Origin of the sequence: Acidithiobacillus acidisediminis (assembly GCF_023277115.1) — a bacterium.
Classification (GTDB): domain Bacteria; phylum Pseudomonadota; class Gammaproteobacteria; order Acidithiobacillales; family Acidithiobacillaceae; genus Igneacidithiobacillus; species Igneacidithiobacillus acidisediminis.
Genome location: NZ_JALQCS010000001.1, coordinates 752,999 through 773,355 on the forward strand (window position 1 = coordinate 752,999; position 20,357 = coordinate 773,355).

The following is a 20,357-nucleotide window of genomic DNA, read 5'->3' on the forward strand; positions in this document are numbered from 1 at the left end:
TTGGCCAAGGCACTGAAGATTTTACTGGTGGATGATGACGCCGATCTGTTGCGGCTGTTGTCGTTGCGGATGAAGAGTGCTGGCTACCAGATCAGTACCGCCGCCAATGGCCGCGAGGCACTTTCGCTTCTGGCCATTGAACATCCGGCCTTGGTCATCACCGATCTGAAGATGGACGAAATGGACGGCATGGCTTTGCTCGATGCCATTCGCCGAGACTATCCGACGCTGCCGGTCATTATTCTGACGGCGCATGGGTCCATCCCTGACGCCTTGCTGGCCGCCAATCAGGGGGTCTTTGCCTTCCTGACCAAACCATTTGATGGCAAGGAACTCATGGCAGAGGTCGAGCGCGCATTTCAGCTGACCGCAGCCACGCCCACTGGAAAAAAGGGTCGGAACGATGGAGGTTGGGAACGAATTCTCACGCGGAGTGCCAAGATGCAGGCCTTGCTGGATCAGGCGCGTTTGGTAGCCGCCGCTGATGCCAGCGTTTTCATCCATGGTGCCAGTGGCACGGGCAAGGAACTGCTCGCCCAGGCCATTCATCAAGCCAGTAACCGGCGCGAGCGGCCCTTTGTCGCGGTGAACTGTGGTGCATTCCCTGAACAACTGCTGGAATCCGAACTTTTTGGCCATAAGAAGGGCTCTTTTACGGGGGCGTCTGGCAATCATGTCGGCCTGTTTCAGGCCGCAGACGGCGGTACGCTGTTTCTTGACGAGATTGGGGATATGCCGCTTGCCTTGCAGGTCAAGCTGCTGCGCGCCCTGCAAGAGCGACAGATTCGTCCAGTTGGAGCGACGGAGACCATCCCCGTCGATGTGCGGGTACTTTCTGCGAGTCACCGCGATCTGGAAGCTGAAATGGCTGAGCGCCGTTTCCGTGACGATCTCTATTATCGGCTTTGTGTCGTTACTCTCGAGCTTCCGTCGCTGGCCGAGCGCCCTGAGGATATTCCGCTATTGGCGGAGCATTTTCTGCGGGAGGCGGCGCAACGCAATCGCAAGGATGTGCGGGGGATTGCCCCCGAGGCGATGGAATTGCTGGTTACTGCGGCCTGGCCCGGAAATGTCCGCCAGTTGGCCAATGTCATCGAACAGGCGGTGGTGCTCTCCACGACGCCACGCATCGGCGCGCCGCTGATTCGCCATGCCTTGCGCGATCGCGATGGCGAGGTGGTTCCCCTGGCCGATGCCAAGGGACGTTTCGAGATGAATTACCTCATTCAGCTCATGCGCATGACGCGCGGCAATGTCAGTCAGGCCGCACAACTGGCGCAGCGCAATCGCACAGAGTTTTATCGTCTGCTGCGTCGCTACCATCTCGATCCGGCAAACTTCAAGGAAGAAGGCGCCGGCGACGAATCCTGACCGACAGCCTGGAGGATAGTGTATGGCCATGGTAACGCTTCTGGCGGCTTTCGAAATCCTGATTGCCCTAGTGGTTCTTGCCTTCCTGGCGATGACCTTCCTGTATCTTGTTGCGCCCCAGACGCTGGATGGTTTTCTGCGGCGAGTCGGCGTCCGTCGGGGTATTGGCGCCATCAATGCCCACAATGTCTTTGTCGGCCTGCGCCAATTGGCCATGCTCCTCCTGGTCCTTGGCCTGGTGACGCTGGGGATGATTTTCTTTCACGCTTGGCCTCGTGGCTGGCTGATTCCGGCAATTCAGGAACTGGTAATGGCCGCAGTCCTCTTTTTCGTCGGGCACTTGGGTGCCAAAGGCAAGAAAACGCCGTAGACTTGGGGCTCATGAGCCAGGGCGGGCGCGATGACAACCCAGCGTAAGACGGTATTCCCAGCAGAATTGGAACAGCAGCGGCAGACCGTTCTGGCCGCCGTAGAAGACGCTGCCAGAGATGCCTTTGTCGAACTCTGTCAGGAGCCAGAAATCGCGGATTATGTGGCAGGTTTGGATGCGGCCGCGTTGCATCACCTGCAGCAGGCGCAGCACCTGCACTTCGCCCGCCTCCTGACCGAAGAGGATCCACACGTACGCGACAGTCACAGCTGTGACTTGGGCAAGGTGCATCAGCGTCTGGACCTCCCTGCGGATTGGTTGGTATTGGCCAGTGGTCTTTTCTCTGCGCATCTACGGCGCACCCTGATGCCGCTGATACAGGTGATGCCGGAATGGGAGCAGCGGATCATTCGGCGGCTCGCCAACGACTTGGTGTTGCAACTGCGTACCATGCGCCGGCTGGAGGCAGAAGAAGAGCAAATTATCGAAAGAATCGATCTTTTGCTGCTCAGTGAGCCAGATGAGCAGCAGCTCTTGCAGCGCATGCTCAAAAAAATCGTGCTGATTCCTGGGATCGATGGCGCCTGGATCGGAAAGCCGATGGACGGCAAGTTGCAGCCGATCGCGATAGCAGGGGAGCGAATGGCGAGCTATCTGGAGCAGGTGGATATTCGCATCGACGCCGGTCCGATGGCGCAGGGGCCCATGGGGCGAGCCTGGCGTAGCGGCCAACCGGTAGCAATTGCGGATCTGCAGAGCGACCCGCTATTCCGGCCTTGGCAAGAAACCTTGCAGAGCACGGGTGGTTGGCGGAGCTCAATGGCTTGCCCCATCCAGATCGCAGGAGCGCAGCAGGCCCTGTTTGGCACCTATAGTTGCATTCCGCGCTACTTTTCCTCGCCCTATCGCCGTCGTCGTCTGATGCAACTGGCGCGGATGCTTGGTATCGCCCTGGAAAAGCAGGACCAGCGCGAGCGTCTGGAACGGAGCAATCGGCTCTATCAGATTTTTTTGAGTGAGGGCGACATCCTGATGCGTTCCCGCTCCCCCCAGGCTATATTGCGCCGTACCTGTCACCGATTGGTAGAAAACGGTCTGTTCCGCACGGCCTTCGTGGTGCAGCCCGATGCCAGCGGACATTTTGTCCCCATCAGTGCTGCCGGGGTCAACAGTGATCGATTGAGTCAGGCGCGGATTCCTGTGGATCAACGAAACCCGCCCAGCTTGCTTGCGACGGCTTGGAACAAGCGACGCTCGCAATACCACAATCGGTATCGTGATGATCCAACGTACCAACATCTCGAGCCACTCTTTGCGGAGTTTGGCTGGGAAAGCATAGCCATTATGCCCATTTTTCATCGCTCCGCACTCTGGGGGCTGCTCGTGGTGGCGAGTGCCAGGCTGGATTATTTTGAACATACGTTGCTCTCAGCGTTGGCCCGTATGGCGAAAATGCTCGGCTTTGGTCTGGACGAGTTGACACTGAAAAATCAAATTGAAGCAGAACGAGAGGAGCAAAGCTGGCGGGCCGAGCATGATCTGCTTACCGAGCTCCCCAATCGCGCAGCCTATTTGACGAGACTGCCGCAAGCGATGGAGTCGGATCGAGAGTGCCTGATCGCGGTCGGTATGATGGATCTGGATGATTTCAAGCCGGTGAATGACCGTTACGGTCATGCCGCGGGCGATTGGGTTTTGCAGACGATTGCGCAGCGCCTGCGCGCCGCAACCCGCGAAGGGGACTTGGTAGCCCGTTTTGGTGGCGATGAATTTGCCCTATTGCTCAGTGAGTTGCATTCCATGGATGACTTGGAACGAGTCCTGCACCGAGTGCGTGATGCGATTCGCTCGCCCATCACTCTCGTAACGGGTCAGTCCGTGCAAATCGGCGCGAGCCTCGGTATTACCCTCTATCCTCTGGATGAGGCGCCTGCTGAAATCCTGCTGCGCCACGCCGACCAGGCGCTCTACCAGGCCAAGAATGACAAATCTAGGCGCGAGAGATTTTTTCGTCTGTATGATGGGATTGAAGAGGTGTCTCTTCCTGAAATTCCAGGGCCGCAGAATTGAGACAATAACGTAGGCCCGTCGGTGCTGGTCCATCGGGAAACACATGGCCCAGATGGCTATCGCAGCGGGCACAACGAATTTCGGTACGAGTCATGCCGTGGCTCGTGTCGCGAAGCTCGCGGATGTGGTCAGGCGCAAACGGCGTAGTGAAGCTTGGCCAACCGGTGCCGGAGTCAAATTTTTTCTCCGAGCGAAAGAGCGGCAGATGACATAGGGCACAAGCAAATAGGCCCTGACGTTTTTCTTCCAGCAATCCACCACAAAAGGGCGCCTCAGTGCCATGCTCAAACAACACGTGGCGGACCTCTGGCGGCAGGTGCTGTCCGCGTCGAGCGCGCTCCTCGGCGGTAATGGGGGTGAGATCATATCCAGCGGATGACGTGTTCATGCTTTCCTCCGATATTGTGGGAACAGCGCCGCCAGGGCGTGCATCTTCGGTTGCGCCACAGCGCAGATATAGGGTTGATCTGGGTTACGTCGAGCGTAATCCTGGTGGTAGGCTTCAGCCGGATAGAAGGTCTCGAGAGGCAGGATTTCCGTCACGATGGGTTGCGAGAAGTAGCCAGCCGCCTCGATTTGCGCAATATAGGCGCGGATCATATCCGCCTGCGCGTCGTTGAGGAAGAATATGGCTGAGCGGTACTGTCGACCTACATCGTTACCCTGGCGATCCCGTTGGGTGGGATCATGGGCAACGCCGAAAAATATCTGGAGAATCTGACCAAAATTTAGCTGGGCAGCGTTGTAGTGGAGATCGACGGCTTCGACATGATTCGTACTGCCACTACATACGGTGCGGTAGTCCGCCTCTTCTGCGCGCCCTCCCGTGTAACCTGACACGACCGACTCTACCCCATCGAGCTCGCGATACAGCCCTTCCACACACCAGAAGCAGCCGCCCGCCAGGACGATTCGCCCCGGTGTATCGGCGTCCGGATCCTGCCAGGCCGGTAGTGGAAGAGCGGTTTTCAGCATGGTGTAGACTCCAGAATTGTGGATTCTCCAGGACAAAGATAGTCCCCTGGCCCATACCGGCGCAAGCCCAACCCCCTTGCAGGTTGACCCTTTGGGCGCAGACAACGCATAATTCAGCGCCTTGGGGGTGTAGCTCAGTCGGTAGAGCAGCGGCCTTTTAAGCCGTGGGTCATGGGTTCGAATCCCATCGCTCCCACCATATGAAACAAGGCTCTAGCGTAACTGCCAGGGCCTTTTCTTTTGCCTGTGGGACACTGGCGGGACACTCAGCCGCAAGCGTGGGGCAAAATCGCGCGCCCTTTTCCTCCCTCTGGTGGCACCCTCGACGCCTGCCCAGCCTGTGGATAACTGCCCTCACTGCCCCACCAGTGCCCCATGAGCAGCGAACAGGCAGACAGATTGCCTATAATTCATTGCGTTGCGTTGCTGGCGCTTTACCTTATAAAGCCATTGTTGCCATTTTTTGCCGTGTCGCTATACTAAAAACAGACGGGCCGAGGGGTGCGCGAACACCCTCCCGGCCCTACCACAACAGACGGCAAAGGAGTCTGCAATGGATACGCAAATTATACCGCTCATGGTGGGCTGCTGACATGGCCGCCATAGAGAAGCGCATAGCATCCGATGGTTCAGTATCGTACCGCGTCAAGATTCGCCTGCGCGGGCATCCTGTACAGAGCGCCACCTTTGCCAGCCTTGCCAAGGCCCGGCAATGGGCACAAGCCACAGAATCAGGCATCCGGGACGGTAGGTACTTCAAAACGTCCGAAGCCAAGAAACACACTCTGGCGGAAGCTATCGAGCGATACGAGCGCGAGAAGCTGGGCACCATGCGGGCCAAGGAAGCCCGAAAGCAGCACCTCGACTACTGGCGGGCAGAGTTGGGCACCCTGCCCCTTGCGGACGTTACCCCGGCCATCATCAAGGAACGCCTAGCACGTCTTGCCGATGAACCCAGCCAGCGCACCGGGAAGCTGCGGAGCGCGTCAACTCTGAACCATTACCGGCAAGCCCTCGCCAGCGTCCTGACTGAGGCTGTCAAAAATTGGGAATGGCTGGACGCCTCGCCAATGGTGAAGGTGGGCAAGAAAAGCGAGCCAAGGGGCCGCGTGCGTTTTCTTTCCGACGACGAGCGCGAGCGATTGCTTACCGCGTGCAAGGAGTCGAGCAACCCCGATTTATACCTAGCCGTCCTGCTGGCGCTCACCACTGGCGCACGTCAGGGCGAATCAATGGGCGCGACGTGGAAGCAGATAGACTTGCAGCGTGCCACCCTACAGCTTGAGGAAACCAAAAACGGCAGCCGCCGCGCTCTCCACCTTACCGCGCCTGTCTTGGCGTTGCTCAAGGAACGCTCGAAGGTTAGAAGGATAGACAGCGACTTGCTCTTTCCTTCCCGCGTGAACCCGCGCCAGCCCGTGGACTTGCGGCAGCCGTGGGAGCAGGCCCTAAAGCGTGCGGGCATCGAGGACTTCCACTGGCATGACTTGCGGCACACTTTCGCCAGCTATGCCGCCATGAGTGGGGCAACCCTTCCCGAACTCGCCGCGCTGCTGGGGCATAAGACGCTTGCGATGGTGCAGCGTTACGCGCACTTGTCGCCTCAGCATACCGCTTCACTGGCGGAAAAAGTCGCCGCTCAGATGGTGCAGGCATGAGCGCGGGCGACTTGGTAAAGATGACAGAGGCCGAGCGCCGCCAGTTTTCCGAGGCTTTCGAGCGTGCCCATGCTGCGGGGGAAATCTCAGATAGGCAATTTGCCCGTGCCCGCATCGAGGGCGGCCTTGCTCAGTGGCACCTTGCCGCATGGGAAGCGGCAGGACGCCCGGAACCAGTCCCCGACAATATCACGGAGACGATGCCGCCAATCAAGGCCGTGGGTGTCCCTGCCGTGGACGCTGCGCTACCGCTCACCACCAAGCCCGCGCATGTATTCCTGAGCGCCCTTGCCTACCTAATGCGGGAGAGCGATGACGCCTTAGAGATTGCCGAAAGCAGGGCCAAGGATTGCGACAGAGCCGCCGCATTGCTCAGAGAAGCCGCCGAACTCTTGAAGCAGGCCGATAACGTGCCATTGAGCCATATGGTGGAATCTCTCGCACCATGGGCAGAGCGCGCGAAGTTTGGGCGCGTGTATGCTCACAAGTGGGAAGGCGGCCACCTTTACGCGCACCACGAGATAGACGCTCTCAGCGCCAGCCTACAGGGGAAGCGCGGGAAGGCGACACGGCAAGCGGCAGTTATCAAGGCTCTGGTGGCGCTGTTTCCCCAAGAGCCGGGATTCTGGGAAGGGGGCGGGTACTCTCTCGCCGCAAGACTGGCGACGCTTTGCATAGGGCACAAAGTAACCCCCCAGGCAGTGAATAGCGTAGTCAAACAGGCACAGCGAACAGCGCCAGCACCCAAGCCGGAGCGTGCCAAGGAGAGAGACACCGGAGACTATCTGGTGCGCCTATTTAGAAACCCTAAACAATAATAGCCATTTTTACCCCCTAAATTGTTTAGCCCCTTAATTGGGGCTTTTCCGTTTAATAGTTGCTGGTTTTTACGCTTTCCACATCGCCGCAATAACGCGGCAATCTGTGGAGACAGCACCATGCAAAACGTAACAGACATTCCCGAATATCTCACCGTCAAGCAATTTGTTGAGAAGCACCCCGCCTTTAGCATTGGCGGCATACGTTCTGCAATTTTTTGGAAGCGCGCCGAACTGGAGCAGGCCGGGGCCATCGCCCAGATGGGCCGTCGCATATTGATTGACGAGCCGCGATTCTTGGCCTTTGTTCAGTCTGGCGGACTGAAATCCGTAAGGGGGGCCGCATGAACCGCCGCAAGCAACCGCCCCAGCCGGACATGCTGGCCGATATTACCAATCTGTCGCAATTCCCGCGCCGTAAGCAGCGCCAGCCCGGAAAGTTCGACGGGCCAAGGAATCCGCGCGAGTTCCGCTTCTTACAAACCGTCCTGCATCGACACCTGACGCGGGAAGAATTGGACGCGGTATCAGGGGCAAGCAATGGGCCAGAAGTCGTCAACAAGCTAAGAGAGCGCGGGTTAGAGCTTCCCTGTTTTCGAGTCGGTTGTATCGACAGGGACGGCCAAAAAGTCGAGCGCGGAGTATATGCACTGACGCACGCTGACAGGCAGGCAGTCGCAAGGGCTTTACATGACAAGGGCCGCCCGGCAGCGGCCCAAGGTGCGATACGCAAGACTACCGCCAAGAAAGGGAGGGGCAGCCGTGGAGAATAATAGCACATACAAGGAGATACGCCGAAACCTCGCCCGCCTTTGGTGGAACTTCCGCAAGCTGCGCCGCTCGCTGGGGGTGCGCTATGACTGACATCATCGAGCAATTCATGGCCGCCCTGAGTGCTGGCGGCATCGAGCTTGCCAAGGGCGAGCGGATAACCCCAGACGGCCGCTTGCACCGGGTGCGCCTCGCCACTGACAAGGCGGGACAGCGGACGGGCTGGTATCGTTTGCACCCCGACGAGCCGCCTGCTGGTGTTGCTGGTGACTGGCGCACAGGTTGCCGCGTGAACTGGTGCAGCAAGCGCCCGGAACGCCTCACCCCAGCCGAACGGGAAACCCTGCGCCGCCGCATCGAGCGCGAACAGGCCGAACGTGAGGCCGAGGAACGGGCACGGCACCGGGAAGCAGCCAAGCGGGGAAAATGGGCATGGGAGCACGCCAAGCCTGCGAACCTCGCGCATGAGTACCTGCAACGCAAGGGCCTAGCGCCCGGCATCGCCCGTCAGCGTGGGGACGCCCTGGTCCTGCCTGTTCTCGATTTTTCGGGATACCTGCGCGGGGTGCAGTACATCCGCCCGGACGGTACAAAGCGATTCATTGGCGGCATGGCAAAAGCTGGCGCATATATCCCCGCCGCTACGAGGCCGGACGGCACCCGCCCGCTCTGGATAGCCGAGGGCTGGGGCACCGCCTGCGCTCTGCAAGCCATGAGGCCGGAAGTGTGCTGCATTGCTGGCCTCGACGCGGGAAACCTTGCCAGCGTAGGCGCAGAAGCCCGTAAACGCTGGCCCGCGCTGGACATCGTGGTATGCCCGGACTTCGACGAAGTGGGCCGCCAAAAGGGAAAAGAGGCGGCAGAGAAAGCCCGCGCCCGCGTCCTGCCGCCGCCTGCCGCTGTCCCGCCCGGCTGCACCGATTGGCTAGACATTCGCAACGCCAAGCGACAGGGGGTGAAGCATGTTTGACAATATGCCGCCCTTCCCGCCTATGGAAGCCTACGCGGGCGACTATGAACCCGGCAGCGACGACGCCGGGCCTGTAGCTGGTGCTGACAGCCTGCCAGAGCCGCAACCTGCCCGCCCGCCGCTGTTTACCCCCATTGGTGAACTGCTGGCGCGTCCCCAGCCCGTGGACTGGCTGGTTAGGGGTTGGCTCGAGCGTGACACCGTGGCTGCGCTGATAGCAGAGCCGGGGCGCGGCAAATCGTTTGCCGCTCTCGACATTGCCTGTTGCGTGGCGCTTGGTAAGCCGTGGCACGGGATACCCACCAAGCAGGCACCCGTTTTGTTTCTGGCGGGTGAAGGCCGGGCCGCGATGGTTCGCCGGGCCTGCGCGTGGGGCATCGTTTACGACGACCTGAGCAAGGCACCGTTGCATCTGAGCAGCGGGGCCGTGGCGCTGAACGAGCCGGACGCGCTGGCAATCATGCAGGCTGAGATTGACGCCATGCCGGAGCCGCCGGGCCTGCTGGTTGTGGATACCTTGCAGCGCGGGCTTGCAGGCGATGAAAACGGGGCTACGGATATGAACGCCTTTGTCTCTGCGCTGGATACCCTGCGGAGCCGTTACCGCTGCACCTGCCTTGTCATTCACCACCCCAGCAAGGCCACACCGGGAGAGCCGCGCGGGCACTCAGCATTGAAGGGCGCGATTGACACCATGATGACGCTGGACGCTCGAGAGGGCGGCATCGTGGTATTATTAACCAGGCCCATAAATATCCGACTTATCTATGGTAGAATAGCGAGTATGGAACGGATAGATGTGCGCAAGTTGACGGTAGAGGGGCGGAATCTGCTTCGGCAGATGGTGCTGCGGCTACGCCAGCAGTCTGGTATGCGGGTGGAAGACCTGGCCAAGGTCTCTGGCGCCCATCCCTCGACCATTCGCGGGTGGTTGGCGCAAGCCAAACGAGAGGGGGGCAAAAGCCTTGATGAACGGCCGCGAGGGCGTCCTGTAGGGGCCTGTCGCAGATTGACGTTGGCTGCGGAAGCCTGGGTTCGGGATCAGATCGTGCAACGGGATCCGCGGCAGTTGCAAATGCCTTTTGCCCTCTGGACCCGGCCGGCCATCCGGCAATTGATCCGGGATCGCTTTGGGATAGATCTGCAGGTGCGCCTGGTAGGCAAGTACCTCAAGCGCTGGGGTTTTACGCCCCAGCGTCCGGTCAAGCGAGCGATGGAGCAGAACCCAGAAGCAGTGCGCCAATGGCTGGAAGTGGATTATCCCCAAGTCCGAGCGCGCGCCCTGCGCGAGGGTGCAGTGCTGTACTGGGGCGACGAAACGGCCGTCAAAGAGGACGCCCATTGGGTGCGTGGATATGCGCCCCAAGGCCAGACGCCGCTCCTCGAACATCCAGCACGATGGACCAGTCTGTCCATGATATCGGCGATCTCACCGCGCGGAGAACTTGCCTTTGAGATGGTGGAGGGCAGCATCAACACCGAGCGTTTCATCGCCTTCCTGGAAAAGCTGATCCGCCATGCCGAACAGAAGATCTTCCTGATCGTCGACAACTTACGGGTGCATCACGCCAAGGTGGTAACGGCCTGGCTGGCCGATAAGAAGGACCGCATTGAGCTCGTGTTTCTGCCGCCTTATGCGCCAGAGTCCAACCCGGATGAATACCTCAACCGGGATTTCAAAACGGCCCTACGCAACGGGCCTATGAGCACAGACAAAACCACCCTCTTGGCAAAGGCCATGGCCTTCATGAATGGTCTCTGTCTCCTGCCGGAGAAGGTCTCTCGCTATTTCCATCACCCTGCCGCTCGTTACGCTATGTTGGATATTTAAGGGCCTGGTTAATAGCAAACCCCAAGCAGCGCGGAGCCGAGCCAGCGCGCCCGCTAGGCTTCCAGTTCCGCACCGTCGAGCTTCCGCCAGCATGGAACGATGCAGACGGCAAGCCTACAGAATCCGCTGTGCTGCACCCTTGCGAGATACCGAACACCAAGCCAGAGATAAAGGGCCTCGGTGACAAGCAACGCCTCGCGCTGGCGATTCTCAAGCGATTGCAGGCCGAACACGAGCGCAACCTAGCCGAAAGCGGCAGGGATACCAAGGCCGCCAGAGTGGAATTGTCCACATGGCGGGCAGCCGTGAAGGAGGAAGCCGGAGTTGATACGCGGAACTTCTCCCGACTAGCGCGCGGCCTCGAGGACAAGGGCCTTGTCACCATAGATGGGGTTTTCGCATCACTTGCATCATCCGCATCAAATGACGCAAACGACGCGGGGGCAAACTCTGCATCACTTGCATCACCACCCTTTAGGGGTGATGCAGATGATGCGATGCCGGGCGATGGGGGGATTTATGCAGACTAATTCACCTTTGGCGGTATGGAATCCGAGGGCCGCACTTCGCCAGGCTGTGCCGTTCTTCCGGGCATTGCCGCACTTGGAGCAAGCAGCCCTTACCACCTGCGGGGGCGAAACCCTGCTGATATGGTTCGATTGCGAGACTGGCGAACTGGTGGCGGAAACCGAGGACGGGGCCGAGATAGGGCGGGTGTCGGTATGAGCGCATCCCAGCGAAACAAGGGGGCCGCCGCCGAGCGCGAGTTATTCCGGCTGCTGAGTGAGCAGCTAGGCTTTGTCGTGGTTCGGAATCATGCCGCCAGATGGGAAGGCGGCTGCGATAGTCTGAGCGTCGAGGGCTGGGCTATCGAGTGCAAACGCCGCGAGACGCTGAGCCTTGGCGCTTGGTGGAATCAGGCCCAGCGGCAGGCCGAGCAGACGGGCCGCAAGCCGATTCTGTTTTACCGCCAAAGCCGCAAGCCGTGGCGTGCCGTTCTGGACTTGCACCACGTCGCACCCGATACCTTCACCGTGCCCGGTAGCCTGTGCGAGATGGACTTGTTAGACGCCTGCACCGTTATTCGGGAATCGCTACCGCATCGCAAAGATGCCCGCTAAGGCCCCATATTTGCCCTACAGCGTACGCAAGGGGGCGGGGTGGGGCCACCGTAGCACCGGGCATCTTCCCGTCTATAAAAAACCTCGCGCGCGTACCATTCGGAAAATTGCACGCGCGTACATATCGCGAAATCCTCGCGCGCGTACAACTGCCCAAATTGCCCTGTCCTGAATTTTCCGAGTCCATACGCGCGCGTACCTTTCCGAAAACTCGCCAGCCTTGACGCCACCCCGAACCCGGCCTAATCTCGCGAGTATGGTGCTGAAAACACCTACAGGCGGTAATCCGCCCCGTCAGACTTGCGGGATTTTTTATGCCCAGCGTCCTGCGCTGGCGTGTCCTCGATGGCCGGGGGTGGGCGAATACAATACCTTCGGGAAATAAACCCGGTGTCCCTGTAGCACTTTTCAGCCCCTGGCCGCCTGCCGCCGTTGGCAGGTACTAAGCTAGAGGGCTATATCATGGCGTACACCACACTTAGCAGCGACATCTACAAGTTTCGGCAGATGGCCGAGAACCGAGAGCAGCACACGCGCGACGACATCCTCAGCGCAATGGACCAACTCGATAGCACCCAACTGGGCTTGTGGTCCTTCGTCAGCGCCCTGGGCGAAATCATGGCCTACGCCAGCGACAATCGGCACGCCTGGACGGATGGCAACATCCACCACATCGGAGAGGGCCTTGCCGCCGTCGCCGACATCGCTATCGGCATCGAGGAAACCAAGAGCCAACTCTTGCACTCCCGCGCCGTTCAAGGAGGTGCAGCATGAAGTTTTCGCATCTGTACGAGGACATCTACAAGGCCAAGGACATGGCCGAGCACCCGGAACGCTACACCAAAGCCGAGATGGAGAATATGGACACGAACCTGCGCGCGCTGGTGGATGCCCTCTGGGATTTTGTTGGAGTCTTCGGGCAAATCATGTTCTACACCAACGAAAGCCGCGACGCCTGGCAGGAGTCAAACCTGTTCACCGCTGGTGAGCATCTGGCTATGGTGTCGGACCTTGCGCGCGGCATCGAGGACATACGCGCCAAGCTCCAGAACCCAGAGGCGGTAAAGCCTGCCGCCTAGCGTCTGCCCACCGACCCGCACGAGCCCCCGTCATGGGGGCTTTCTTTTGGCCCAGGGGCGACGCAAGGGGCGCGGGATAGGCTACCCTACCACCTGCCCCACAGAATCGCTCAGAGGGCTTCAAAGGGGCTTTGCAGGGGCTTCATCGTGGACAGCCAAAGCCAGCACTGGCGCATGTTCCACGGCCATTGTGGACGCTTCGGCATCCCGACATGCTCGCCGCTGTCCCGTGGGGCACTCATGGGACACTCAGGGGCGAAAAATGGCAAGAATCGGGAAATATCGGGGAGCAGGCCAAGAGCGCAAGGCATTGTTTTATAAACTGCTATCTGTGCCCGTTATTTGCCTGTTATGCCGCCGCCCTGCCCTTTTAAGCCGTGGGTCGAGGGTTCGAATCCCTCCGCTCCCACCATTATCGGTGCTGGCCTAAGCTCGCGCCGCATCTTCTCCATTCCGCCTGCTGTCCCCCTTGCAAAGGGCCAGATCTGCGCTAATTTGCTCCGGTACTTGGTCGCTGCGTTTTTCCTGGATTTGTAAACGTAGAAATCAGATTCCCGGCGGTCTGAAGGTTGGGAGCCGCAATCCGCTCTGTGTATACTGAACCGGGCGCTGGTGATGGGTAAGGAGGTTAAATGGATTTGTTAGATTGTGCACAACAGGATCCCCAATTACAGGCATTTATCGCGATTGCCGGAATTACCGCAAATGATCTGGCTTTGCTGCGCCAGGCTGCACCGGGAATCGTGCCCATTCTTCCTGCGGTGGTCGACACGTTACAAAAAAATCTCCTGCAACGGCCAGAAGTCTCTGCCAAGCTCACCCAAGCCTATGGTAATCACTCGACGCATCTCCTCCAATGGCTGGAAACACTGTTTTCCGGTCCGCATGATGAAACATTCTTGCAGCGGCAGGAAATGCTGGGAGAAAAAAATGTTCAGCATAAAATTCCTCCTCTCTACAACGCCTTTGTGATGAGCTTTCTACGTGCAGCACTGCCGCACTCCTTTGGTGGCAGTGGCGCCGCACGGCAATTTCCCGATGGCGCGTTGACTGCTGCCACGTTGCGCCTCCTGGATTTATGTCAATACCTGACCGACCGCGCGTACACCTCGCGATTGTTCGAGGTTACCGGAATTTCGAAGTCTCTTCTTGAACGATTGATGACCGTATGAACGATGAATCTGGCCAAGCGGCCGCAAATCTCGATTTTGTCGCCCGGCAGGCGATTCTGGATGGCCGCGGGAACATCCAGGCCTATGAGCTCCTGGCACGCGAGGAGTACAGCGCGACAGAAGATCCATTTCTGGCCTCGGCACAGGTTTTGGTCAAGGTGTTTTCTGTCTTCCAATTGGAGCAACTCCTCGATGGGAAGAAAGCCTTTATCAACTTCACCAATAGTTTATTCGATGAAAAAACTTTGGAAATGTTTCCTAGTGAGCGCGTGGTTCCTGAATTCACTATTACTGAAAATCCAAGCCGAGATTTTCTTGATAAATTACAACATCTGAAAAAATCTGGATTTCACATTGCTATTGATCGATTTTCCGGGCAGGTTTGGGAAGTAGCGCTATTGCGTTGGGTGACCTATGTAAAAATAGATGTCGAGTCTCACGATAGAGAGACAATCGATGGTTTGTTGAAGCTGGTTCGTTCGCAAAAATATTCTACGCGATCACCGTTATTGATTGCCACGAAGGTGGAGACGCGGGAGCAGGCGGATTTTTGTTTTTCCTCCGGCTTTGATTGGAGTCAGGGTTATTATTTCATGCGTCCGCAGGTCATTACCAATCGTCATGTCGGTAATGATCAAAGAAATATCTTTCAGTTGCTGAATTTGTTATCAGGTGATGGTCCGGTAGATGAAATAGAGGAAGGGTTTCGTCGTGATCCGACCTTGTCCGTGCAGTTGTTGCGGTTTCTCAATTCTGCTGGGATGCGCCGCGGTCAGGAGATTGACAGCATTCGACGTGCATTGCTGGTCTTGGGGCGGGTCCCTCTGCAGCGCTGGTTGACCCTGTTGATGTTTACCAGCCAGGGGCCGCGCAAGCATTCCTTATTGGCGGTGGCGAGCAGTCGTGCGCGTCTTGCGGAGTTGTTGCGCCTGCAGAGTCAGCATTTGGAACAGACACCGGAAGCGCTGCATCGATCCTTCCTAGTGGGAATGCTGTCGCTGATTGATGCATTGTTTGATCGACCGCTACCGGAACTGCTGGGGGAATTACAGCTACACCCTGCAGTCACCAGCGCATTGTTGGAACGGGAGGGAGAAGACGGCCTGTTGCTGCAGCTCCTGGAGAGCATAGAGCAAGGCGACTTGGCTGCGGTGCAGCAGTGGGCAGCTCACGTCGGCCTGCCGGCTGCCAGTGTGAATCGTCTGTCTCTGGAAGCTATGGCCTGGGCCGCGGCTTTGCCGCACTAATGGAAGTTCCAAGTACGGATGATACGCAGATTCTGGGGCGGGCTTTGCCACGCCGACGGTAATGCTGGAAAGGGCGCGGCGGTGTAGACAATTTCGCGGACCGCCATTGCCAGGGCATGGTTCTGTTCGCCCTGTAAAATCTGCAGCCGCACCAGCTGGCCTGATGCGGCAATGGTGACGGCAACCACGATCTTACCCGTAGGTAGCTTGGCCTGCGTCAGCTGCGCTTTGCCCAAGGCAAGGATGTGTTGTTGCCAGAGCAGGAGATAGGCTGCCAGTTCTCGCTCCTTGTCCGATTTTGGAACGCTCTGCGGTCTCTCCGCGCTGTTCGCTGTCCCAGGACCGCGCGCCAGACTGGGAATATCCGCACTGGGATGGAACTGGGCATGCCGGGGCAGCGGCGCCAGAGTGATCTCAATGCGCGAATCGTGCGCCCGCAGACGATGGTGTGTGGAGAATACCGCAGGCGAGAACAGCAGGAAGACGAGGAGACTGGATCCAACGATGCCGGTGGCAGCTAGTAACCAGGGAAACAGTTGATCGAGATCCTCGGCACGGGGCAGCAGGACTCGCTGCACTTGCAGAATACTGCGAATCAGCCCAATGCGTAACCACAATAAAAGCAGCGCCAGGATCTCGGGCGCTTGGGGCCGGCGCTGATTCTCAGCTGGATTCATCCTAGCCAGTCACAGGCCTCCAGGGCAGAATAGGTGATGATTCCATCGGCACCGGCGCGTTTGATGGCGACTAACGACTCTAGTACGGAGCGCTGCAGATCGAGATAGCCGGTCTGGGCTGCCGCGCGCAACATGCTGTATTCCCCCGAGACTTGGTAGGCAAAAACCGGAAAGTTGCAGCGCTCGCGCACGTCGCGGATGATGTCCAGGTAGGCCATGGCTGGTTTGACCATCACCATGTCGGCGCCTTCTTCCAGATCCAGGGCGAGTTCGCGAAAGGCTTCCCGGCGATTGGCGGGGTCCATCTGGTACGCACGCCGGTCGCCAAAACTGGGTGCGCTGTCTGCGGCATCGCGGAATGGTCCATAAAAGGCGCTGGCATATTTGATGGCATAAGAGAGGACAGCAACCTCCTCATGGCGCGCTGCATCTAAGGCCTCTCGAAGGGCCATCACCATGCCATCCACCATCCCCGAAGGGGCGATGACGTCAACGCCAGCCTCGGCATACGAGAGTGCCTGTTGCTGCAGGTTTTCCAACGTCCGGTTATTGTCACGATCACCGCTGCTGCTGAGCACACCGCAATGACCGTGGTCGGTATACTCGCAAAAGCAGGCATCGGCGATGATCAGCAGGTCTGGGAACTGCTCCTTGATGGCCCGGCTGGCACGTTGTACCAGGCCCTCGGTCTGCCAGGATGCACTACCGACGGCGTCCTTGACCTCAGCACTCACGACGCCAAAGAGCAGGACGCCGGGGATACCCCGCTCGGCGGCGTCCGCACAGAGCCGCAGGGCGGAGTCGATGCTGTGGCGATACACGCCGGGCATGCTGGAAATCTCGGCACGGATCTGCTCGCCTTCCACCAGGAATATCGGTAGAAGAAAATCACTCGGCTGTACCTGTGTCTCCCGCAACAGGGCGCGCATCGCCGGCTGACGCCGCAAGCGTCGCGGTTGATGGCGTGACGGAACAAAATTCATGCACTCTCCTCCTGGCTCTGCACCCAGTCCTGCAATGCCGCAATCAAGCCAGCATTGCTTGCCTCTGGAGCGATCCAGGGGACGGGTAATCCCTTGCTGGTGACCGCCTCGGCGGTGAGGGGGCTGATGGCGATGATGGGCGTCTTCTTCAGCCAGCGCTGCCCCAGGCCACCGACCATCTGATAAAAGTTGTGGAAGATCTCCGGGCTGGTGACGGTAACCGCGTCCAGCTCTCCCCGCGCCCAGGCATGCAGTAAGGGCGTCGGATTGGCCCCCGGCACAATGCGCCGATAGCAAAACACCTTCTCGACTTTGGCGCCGCGCTGGCTCAGGGTTTGTTCGATCAACTCCCGACCCTGGTCGCCGGCAAAGAGGGCAAAATGTTGACCTTCTACCGCTTGCCATTCAGCACTTTCTAATAGTCCTTCAGATCCCGCTCGCTTCGGCGCCAGGCAGACATCAATCCCAAATTCTGCCAGGGCCTTGGCGCTCTCTCGCCCCACGGCGGCAACCCGCAGGGTCTTTGGCCAGTCTTGCTTGGCTCGACTCTGCCAGCGACTCAGCGCAAAGTGGACGGCATTGCGGCTGGTGAATACCGCCCAATCGAAGGTGTTGACTTGATCCAGTGCATGGTCCAGCGAGTGCCAGGTTTCGGGCGCATCGATCTGCAAGGCCGGGAAGGCGATGGCGCGCGCCCCCAAGGATTGCAGTGCGGCAATCAGTTCCGCCGATTGTTCCCTGGGCCGGGTAACAACGATGCCCTTGTTTTCTAGTGACGCGCTCATTTGTTTTGCAATCCTTCTATGATCTTGCCCGCGCCCTGTTGGAGCAAATCCTCGGCAACCCGTGTTCCCAAGGCAGCAGGGTCCTTGTCGCGCGCCTCTGCCCGCAGCAGGGTCTTGCCATCTGGGCTGGCGACTCGGCCTTCCAGAATGAGGCAATCTGATTGCCAACGCGCGAGGGCCGCCACCGGCAGGCGACAGTCCCCGCCCAGTTTGCGGTTCATCGCCCGTTCGGCCTGCACGCAGAGGGTGGTTTCTGGATCTGCCAGGGGTGCGATCAGGGCGCGGGTTTGCTCGTCTGTAGCCCGGATTTCAATGCCAATGGCACCTTGTCCTACCGCGGGTAAGGAGTCCTCGGGGGCGAAATAGGCGCGAATACGGTCCTCCAGATCGAGGCGTTTGAGCCCTGCCGCAGCCAGGATGATGGCGTCATATAAACCCGCATCCAGCTTGGCGAGGCGAGTGGCCACATTGCCGCGTAGGTCCTCAACCTGCAGAGCGGGAAAACGGTGTAGCAGCTGGGCGCGTCGTCGCAGACTGGAACTACCCACTCGCGCCCCTGATGGCAGTTCCGCTGGATCCGCATAGTTCTTGGCAACAAAGGCATCCCGGACATCTTCGCGGGCCAGGATGACGGCCAATTCCAGACCATCGGGCTGCACTGCCGGGACATCCTTCATGGAGTGCACGGCCAAATCGACCTCTCCAGTTAGCAGCGCAGTCTCGATTTCCTTTACAAAAAGTCCCTTGCCACCGATTTGATGCAATGGTGCGTCAAGCTCGCGATCACCAGAAGTTGTCATGGGCACCAGTTCTATCGCTTGCAAGGGATTGTGCAGGAGCAATGCCGCCCGCACATGTTCTGCCTGCCACAGGGCGAGAGGGCTGGCGCGGGTGCCTATGCGCACTGGATTCATCGTCGAATATCCCGGCTGACTGCAAGTGCCGTCCACCTTAGCAGTGCCAATGTCCCTGTCAAGCAGAGTATGGGACTAATCATTGCTGCGCTTGCAATGCTCGCGATACAATCGTGTTTATTCACTTGGAGAAGAAACCATGCAGTTACGCAACGTTGTCGTCATTTTTGGTATCTCCCTTCTGGCACTCTCGGGTTGCGCGCGCAACGTCGGTAGTGGCGCCGTCAAGGCCCCGGGAGCTGTTGCGCCGGTAAGCTCCGTGGCGACCAATGGCTATGAGGGGCAGGGAGTTGGTTCGCAGGATCTCAATGCCAATGGGCCCATTGGTGGTAGCAATCATGGCTTGACGGCAGCGGAGCTGGCAGCGTTGCCGAGCCATCTGCGTGTCCATTTTCCCTTCGACAGTGACAACATGGATGCCAATGGTCAGGCCATTGCCGCAGAAAACGCCCAGTTCATGATGAACCATGCCCATGTGCAGGTGCGTTTGGAAGGGAATACCGATGATCGCGGTACGCAGGAGTACAATCTTGCCTTGGGTGAGCGCCGTGCGGAAACTGTCAAGCAGTATCTGGAGTCTCAGGGAGTAAGCGCGGCACGGATCAGTACCGTCAGTTTTGGCAAGGATAATCCCCTCTGCAGTCAAAACGATAATGCCTGTTGGGCAAAAAATCGTCGTGTCGACTTTGTGTATAGCGGGGGATACACCGGCTGATTTGGAGGTCGTGGTTTATGAAGGGTAAGCTGAGCATGGCGCTGGTGACTACTGGACTGCTGGTCAGTGCACCGGCTTGGGCCGAATCGCAGGGCCAGCAGATTCTCCAGCTGCAGCAGCAGGTGGCGGTGATGCAAGGCGAGATCCAGAGCCTGATTGCTGTGCAGAAGGCGAGTCGGGGCAGCCAGGCTGCCCTTGGTGATTTGCTCAATCGCTCGCAACAGACGCAGCAGGAAATTCGCGAACTGCGGGGTGAACTGGAAAGCAAAACTCACGCGTTGGATGTAGAACAGCAGAAAATCAACGCGAAGTTGACGTCCCTGTCGGCGACCATGGCGACCAGTAGTGCATCCACGGCCGTTACCGCTAGCACTGCGAGTGCTGCGCTGCTGCAGCAGACACCAGCCGGGGCCATCGCTGCCGAGGCCAGCAGTGCCACCGCCTCTACCGTGCCAGGGTTGGGGCAGACCGATTACCAGCGCGCCTTTGACCTACTGCAACAGGGAAAGTACGGCACGGCAGCCAGCTCACTGCAGGCCTTCATCAAAAAATATCCGCAGAGTAGTCTCGTGGTGGATGCCTACTACTGGCTCGGCCAAGCGCAGTACGTGTTGGGTCAGAATGACGCCGCGATCAAAAGTCTGGAGGCGGCGTCCCACTATACCCAGAGCAGTAAGGCGCCGGATGCCCTGCTGCGGATGGGGCAGATCTACGAGGCTATTGGTCAGCCGGCCAAGGCGCGCGCCACTTTTCGCCGCCTACTGAAACAGTACCCCAGTACCCCAGCCGCACAGAAGGCGCAAACGCAATTACAAGCCAGCGGTCAGTAG

The 20,357-nt window shown here is 58.9% G+C and carries 24 protein-coding genes and 1 tRNA gene; 18 read left to right on the forward strand and 7 right to left on the reverse strand.

All coding sequences use genetic code 11. The features are described 5' to 3' along the window. The 3 genes from M5D89_RS03775 to M5D89_RS03785 are packed head-to-tail and all read left to right on the forward strand — an operon-like array spanning position 1 to position 3,811. A complete protein-coding gene (locus M5D89_RS03775) occupies positions 1-1,371 on the forward strand; it encodes a sigma 54-interacting transcriptional regulator (protein WP_248884522.1) in 1,371 nt (456 codons plus the stop codon). A gap of 22 nt (positions 1,372-1,393) precedes the next feature. After that, positions 1,394-1,741 (forward strand): hypothetical protein, encoded by a 348-nt coding sequence (locus tag M5D89_RS03780; protein WP_248884524.1) that lies wholly within the window; start codon positions 1,394-1,396, stop codon positions 1,739-1,741. 30 nt (positions 1,742-1,771) lie between these two features. Continuing rightward, positions 1,772-3,811, forward strand: a complete 2,040-nt coding sequence (locus M5D89_RS03785; protein WP_248884525.1) for a diguanylate cyclase domain-containing protein — start codon at positions 1,772-1,774, stop codon at positions 3,809-3,811. Here the strand turns inward: M5D89_RS03785 and msrB are convergent. Continuing rightward, positions 3,732-4,199: a peptide-methionine (R)-S-oxide reductase MsrB gene (gene msrB, locus M5D89_RS03790; protein WP_248884526.1), complete on the reverse strand. Its 468-nt coding sequence runs from the start codon at positions 4,197-4,199 to the stop codon at positions 3,732-3,734. The genes M5D89_RS03785 and msrB overlap by 80 nt on opposite strands. After that, complete coding sequence (gene msrA / locus M5D89_RS03795; RefSeq protein WP_248884528.1) at positions 4,196-4,786, reverse strand: peptide-methionine (S)-S-oxide reductase MsrA; 591 nt, start codon at positions 4,784-4,786, stop codon at positions 4,196-4,198. The genes msrB and msrA overlap by 4 nt, the downstream gene beginning before the upstream one ends. 123 nt (positions 4,787-4,909) lie before the next feature. On the opposite strand from msrA, the gene M5D89_RS03800 reads away from it, so the two are divergent. The 11 genes from M5D89_RS03800 to M5D89_RS03850 all read left to right on the forward strand — a co-directional run bounded on the left by M5D89_RS03800 (position 4,910) and on the right by M5D89_RS03850 (position 13,034). After that, positions 4,910-4,985: transfer RNA gene (locus M5D89_RS03800), tRNA-Lys, on the forward strand. Positions 4,986-5,379: 394 nt separating this feature from the next. Further along, on the forward strand, positions 5,380-6,444 hold the full coding sequence (locus M5D89_RS03805) for a tyrosine-type recombinase/integrase (protein ID WP_248884530.1): 1,065 nt from the start codon (positions 5,380-5,382) through the stop codon (positions 6,442-6,444). Further along, complete coding sequence (locus tag M5D89_RS03810; protein ID WP_248884531.1) at positions 6,441-7,262, forward strand: hypothetical protein; 822 nt, start codon at positions 6,441-6,443, stop codon at positions 7,260-7,262. Before M5D89_RS03805 ends, M5D89_RS03810 begins: the two co-directional genes overlap by 4 nt. 120 nt (positions 7,263-7,382) lie before the next feature. Next, positions 7,383-7,610 carry a hypothetical protein gene (locus M5D89_RS03815; protein ID WP_248884533.1) on the forward strand — a complete coding sequence of 76 codons (228 nt, stop codon included), beginning with the start codon at positions 7,383-7,385 and terminating at the stop codon, positions 7,608-7,610. Further along, on the forward strand, positions 7,607-8,035 hold the full coding sequence (locus tag M5D89_RS03820; protein ID WP_248884535.1) for a hypothetical protein: 429 nt from the start codon (positions 7,607-7,609) through the stop codon (positions 8,033-8,035). Before M5D89_RS03815 ends, M5D89_RS03820 begins: the two co-directional genes overlap by 4 nt. An 83-nt stretch (positions 8,036-8,118) precedes the next feature. Beyond that, positions 8,119-9,003 carry a toprim domain-containing protein gene (locus M5D89_RS03825; RefSeq protein WP_248884536.1) on the forward strand — a complete coding sequence of 295 codons (885 nt, stop codon included), beginning with the start codon at positions 8,119-8,121 and terminating at the stop codon, positions 9,001-9,003. Then, the gene (locus M5D89_RS03830) at positions 8,996-10,834 is read left to right on the forward strand and encodes an IS630 family transposase (protein WP_248884538.1); all 1,839 of its coding nucleotides are present in this window, start codon (positions 8,996-8,998) and stop codon (positions 10,832-10,834) included. Before M5D89_RS03825 ends, M5D89_RS03830 begins: the two co-directional genes overlap by 8 nt. Before the next feature lie 519 nt (positions 10,835-11,353). Next, positions 11,354-11,560, forward strand: a complete 207-nt coding sequence (locus M5D89_RS03835; RefSeq protein ID WP_248884539.1) for a hypothetical protein — start codon at positions 11,354-11,356, stop codon at positions 11,558-11,560. After that, entirely contained in the window at positions 11,557-11,955 is a 399-nt protein-coding gene (locus M5D89_RS03840; RefSeq protein ID WP_248884541.1) for a putative PDDEXK endonuclease, read from the forward strand. The genes M5D89_RS03835 and M5D89_RS03840 overlap by 4 nt, the downstream gene beginning before the upstream one ends. Before the next feature lie 462 nt (positions 11,956-12,417). Then, positions 12,418-12,729, forward strand: a complete 312-nt coding sequence (locus tag M5D89_RS03845; protein ID WP_004872660.1) for a hypothetical protein — start codon at positions 12,418-12,420, stop codon at positions 12,727-12,729. Beyond that, on the forward strand, positions 12,726-13,034 hold the full coding sequence (locus M5D89_RS03850) for a hypothetical protein (RefSeq protein WP_248884542.1): 309 nt from the start codon (positions 12,726-12,728) through the stop codon (positions 13,032-13,034). The genes M5D89_RS03845 and M5D89_RS03850 overlap by 4 nt, the downstream gene beginning before the upstream one ends. 110 nt (positions 13,035-13,144) lie before the next feature. On the opposite strand, the gene M5D89_RS14215 is transcribed toward M5D89_RS03850, so the two are convergent. Next, the gene (locus M5D89_RS14215; RefSeq protein ID WP_283102948.1) at positions 13,145-13,276 is read right to left on the reverse strand and encodes a hypothetical protein; all 132 of its coding nucleotides are present in this window, start codon (positions 13,274-13,276) and stop codon (positions 13,145-13,147) included. A 390-nt stretch (positions 13,277-13,666) separates the two neighbouring features. On the opposite strand from M5D89_RS14215, the gene M5D89_RS03855 reads away from it, so the two are divergent. Continuing rightward, positions 13,667-14,206 carry a protoglobin domain-containing protein gene (locus M5D89_RS03855; protein ID WP_248884543.1) on the forward strand — a complete coding sequence of 180 codons (540 nt, stop codon included), beginning with the start codon at positions 13,667-13,669 and terminating at the stop codon, positions 14,204-14,206. Then, the gene (locus M5D89_RS03860; protein ID WP_248884545.1) at positions 14,203-15,453 is read left to right on the forward strand and encodes an EAL and HDOD domain-containing protein; all 1,251 of its coding nucleotides are present in this window, start codon (positions 14,203-14,205) and stop codon (positions 15,451-15,453) included. The genes M5D89_RS03855 and M5D89_RS03860 overlap by 4 nt, the downstream gene beginning before the upstream one ends. Here the strand turns inward: M5D89_RS03860 and M5D89_RS03865 are convergent. From M5D89_RS03865 to hemC, 4 genes are read right to left on the reverse strand one after another with little or no spacing between them, the layout of a single operon-like run. After that, the gene (locus tag M5D89_RS03865) at positions 15,450-16,130 is read right to left on the reverse strand and encodes an energy transducer TonB (protein WP_248884546.1); all 681 of its coding nucleotides are present in this window, start codon (positions 16,128-16,130) and stop codon (positions 15,450-15,452) included. The two genes, M5D89_RS03860 and M5D89_RS03865, sit on opposite strands and share 4 nt — an antisense overlap. Next, positions 16,127-17,113, reverse strand: a complete 987-nt coding sequence (gene hemB / locus M5D89_RS03870; protein ID WP_248884547.1) for a porphobilinogen synthase — start codon at positions 17,111-17,113, stop codon at positions 16,127-16,129. The genes M5D89_RS03865 and hemB overlap by 4 nt, the downstream gene beginning before the upstream one ends. Continuing rightward, positions 17,110-17,898 (reverse strand): uroporphyrinogen-III synthase, encoded by a 789-nt coding sequence (locus M5D89_RS03875; RefSeq protein WP_248884549.1) that lies wholly within the window; start codon positions 17,896-17,898, stop codon positions 17,110-17,112. The genes hemB and M5D89_RS03875 overlap by 4 nt, the downstream gene beginning before the upstream one ends. Further along, a complete protein-coding gene (gene hemC, locus M5D89_RS03880) occupies positions 17,895-18,812 on the reverse strand; it encodes a hydroxymethylbilane synthase (RefSeq protein ID WP_248884550.1) in 918 nt (305 codons plus the stop codon). Before hemC ends, M5D89_RS03875 begins: the two co-directional genes overlap by 4 nt. 139 nt (positions 18,813-18,951) lie before the next feature. Between hemC and pal the strand changes: the two genes are divergently transcribed. Next, entirely contained in the window at positions 18,952-19,527 is a 576-nt protein-coding gene (gene pal, locus M5D89_RS03885; protein WP_248884551.1) for a peptidoglycan-associated lipoprotein Pal, read from the forward strand. Between the two features lie 17 nt (positions 19,528-19,544). Then, positions 19,545-20,357: a tol-pal system protein YbgF gene (gene ybgF / locus M5D89_RS03890; RefSeq protein ID WP_248884552.1), complete on the forward strand. Its 813-nt coding sequence runs from the start codon at positions 19,545-19,547 to the stop codon at positions 20,355-20,357.

Coding starts and splice junctions, on each gene's coding strand:
- M5D89_RS03825 (WP_248884536.1), top strand. CDS start 8,119: ATGACTGACATCATCGAGCAATTCATGGCCGCCCTGAGTGCTGGCGGC.
- hemB (WP_248884547.1), bottom strand. CDS start 17,113: ATGAATTTTGTTCCGTCACGCCATCAACCGCGACGCTTGCGGCGTCAG.
- M5D89_RS03805 (WP_248884530.1), top strand. CDS start 5,380: ATGGCCGCCATAGAGAAGCGCATAGCATCCGATGGTTCAGTATCGTAC.
- M5D89_RS03850 (WP_248884542.1), top strand. CDS start 12,726: ATGAAGTTTTCGCATCTGTACGAGGACATCTACAAGGCCAAGGACATG.
- M5D89_RS03815 (WP_248884533.1), top strand. CDS start 7,383: ATGCAAAACGTAACAGACATTCCCGAATATCTCACCGTCAAGCAATTT.
- M5D89_RS03810 (WP_248884531.1), top strand. CDS start 6,441: ATGAGCGCGGGCGACTTGGTAAAGATGACAGAGGCCGAGCGCCGCCAG.
- M5D89_RS03835 (WP_248884539.1), top strand. CDS start 11,354: ATGCAGACTAATTCACCTTTGGCGGTATGGAATCCGAGGGCCGCACTT.
- M5D89_RS03855 (WP_248884543.1), top strand. CDS start 13,667: ATGGATTTGTTAGATTGTGCACAACAGGATCCCCAATTACAGGCATTT.
- M5D89_RS03845 (WP_004872660.1), top strand. CDS start 12,418: ATGGCGTACACCACACTTAGCAGCGACATCTACAAGTTTCGGCAGATG.
- M5D89_RS03865 (WP_248884546.1), bottom strand. CDS start 16,130: ATGAATCCAGCTGAGAATCAGCGCCGGCCCCAAGCGCCCGAGATCCTG.
- M5D89_RS03785 (WP_248884525.1), top strand. CDS start 1,772: ATGACAACCCAGCGTAAGACGGTATTCCCAGCAGAATTGGAACAGCAG.
- M5D89_RS03830 (WP_248884538.1), top strand. CDS start 8,996: ATGTTTGACAATATGCCGCCCTTCCCGCCTATGGAAGCCTACGCGGGC.
- msrA (WP_248884528.1), bottom strand. CDS start 4,786: ATGCTGAAAACCGCTCTTCCACTACCGGCCTGGCAGGATCCGGACGCC.
- hemC (WP_248884550.1), bottom strand. CDS start 18,812: ATGAATCCAGTGCGCATAGGCACCCGCGCCAGCCCTCTCGCCCTGTGG.
- pal (WP_248884551.1), top strand. CDS start 18,952: ATGCAGTTACGCAACGTTGTCGTCATTTTTGGTATCTCCCTTCTGGCA.
- M5D89_RS03820 (WP_248884535.1), top strand. CDS start 7,607: ATGAACCGCCGCAAGCAACCGCCCCAGCCGGACATGCTGGCCGATATT.
- M5D89_RS03840 (WP_248884541.1), top strand. CDS start 11,557: ATGAGCGCATCCCAGCGAAACAAGGGGGCCGCCGCCGAGCGCGAGTTA.
- M5D89_RS14215 (WP_283102948.1), bottom strand. CDS start 13,276: ATGAGTGCCCCACGGGACAGCGGCGAGCATGTCGGGATGCCGAAGCGT.
- M5D89_RS03860 (WP_248884545.1), top strand. CDS start 14,203: ATGAACGATGAATCTGGCCAAGCGGCCGCAAATCTCGATTTTGTCGCC.
- ybgF (WP_248884552.1), top strand. CDS start 19,545: ATGAAGGGTAAGCTGAGCATGGCGCTGGTGACTACTGGACTGCTGGTC.
- M5D89_RS03875 (WP_248884549.1), bottom strand. CDS start 17,898: ATGAGCGCGTCACTAGAAAACAAGGGCATCGTTGTTACCCGGCCCAGG.
- M5D89_RS03780 (WP_248884524.1), top strand. CDS start 1,394: ATGGCCATGGTAACGCTTCTGGCGGCTTTCGAAATCCTGATTGCCCTA.
- msrB (WP_248884526.1), bottom strand. CDS start 4,199: ATGAACACGTCATCCGCTGGATATGATCTCACCCCCATTACCGCCGAG.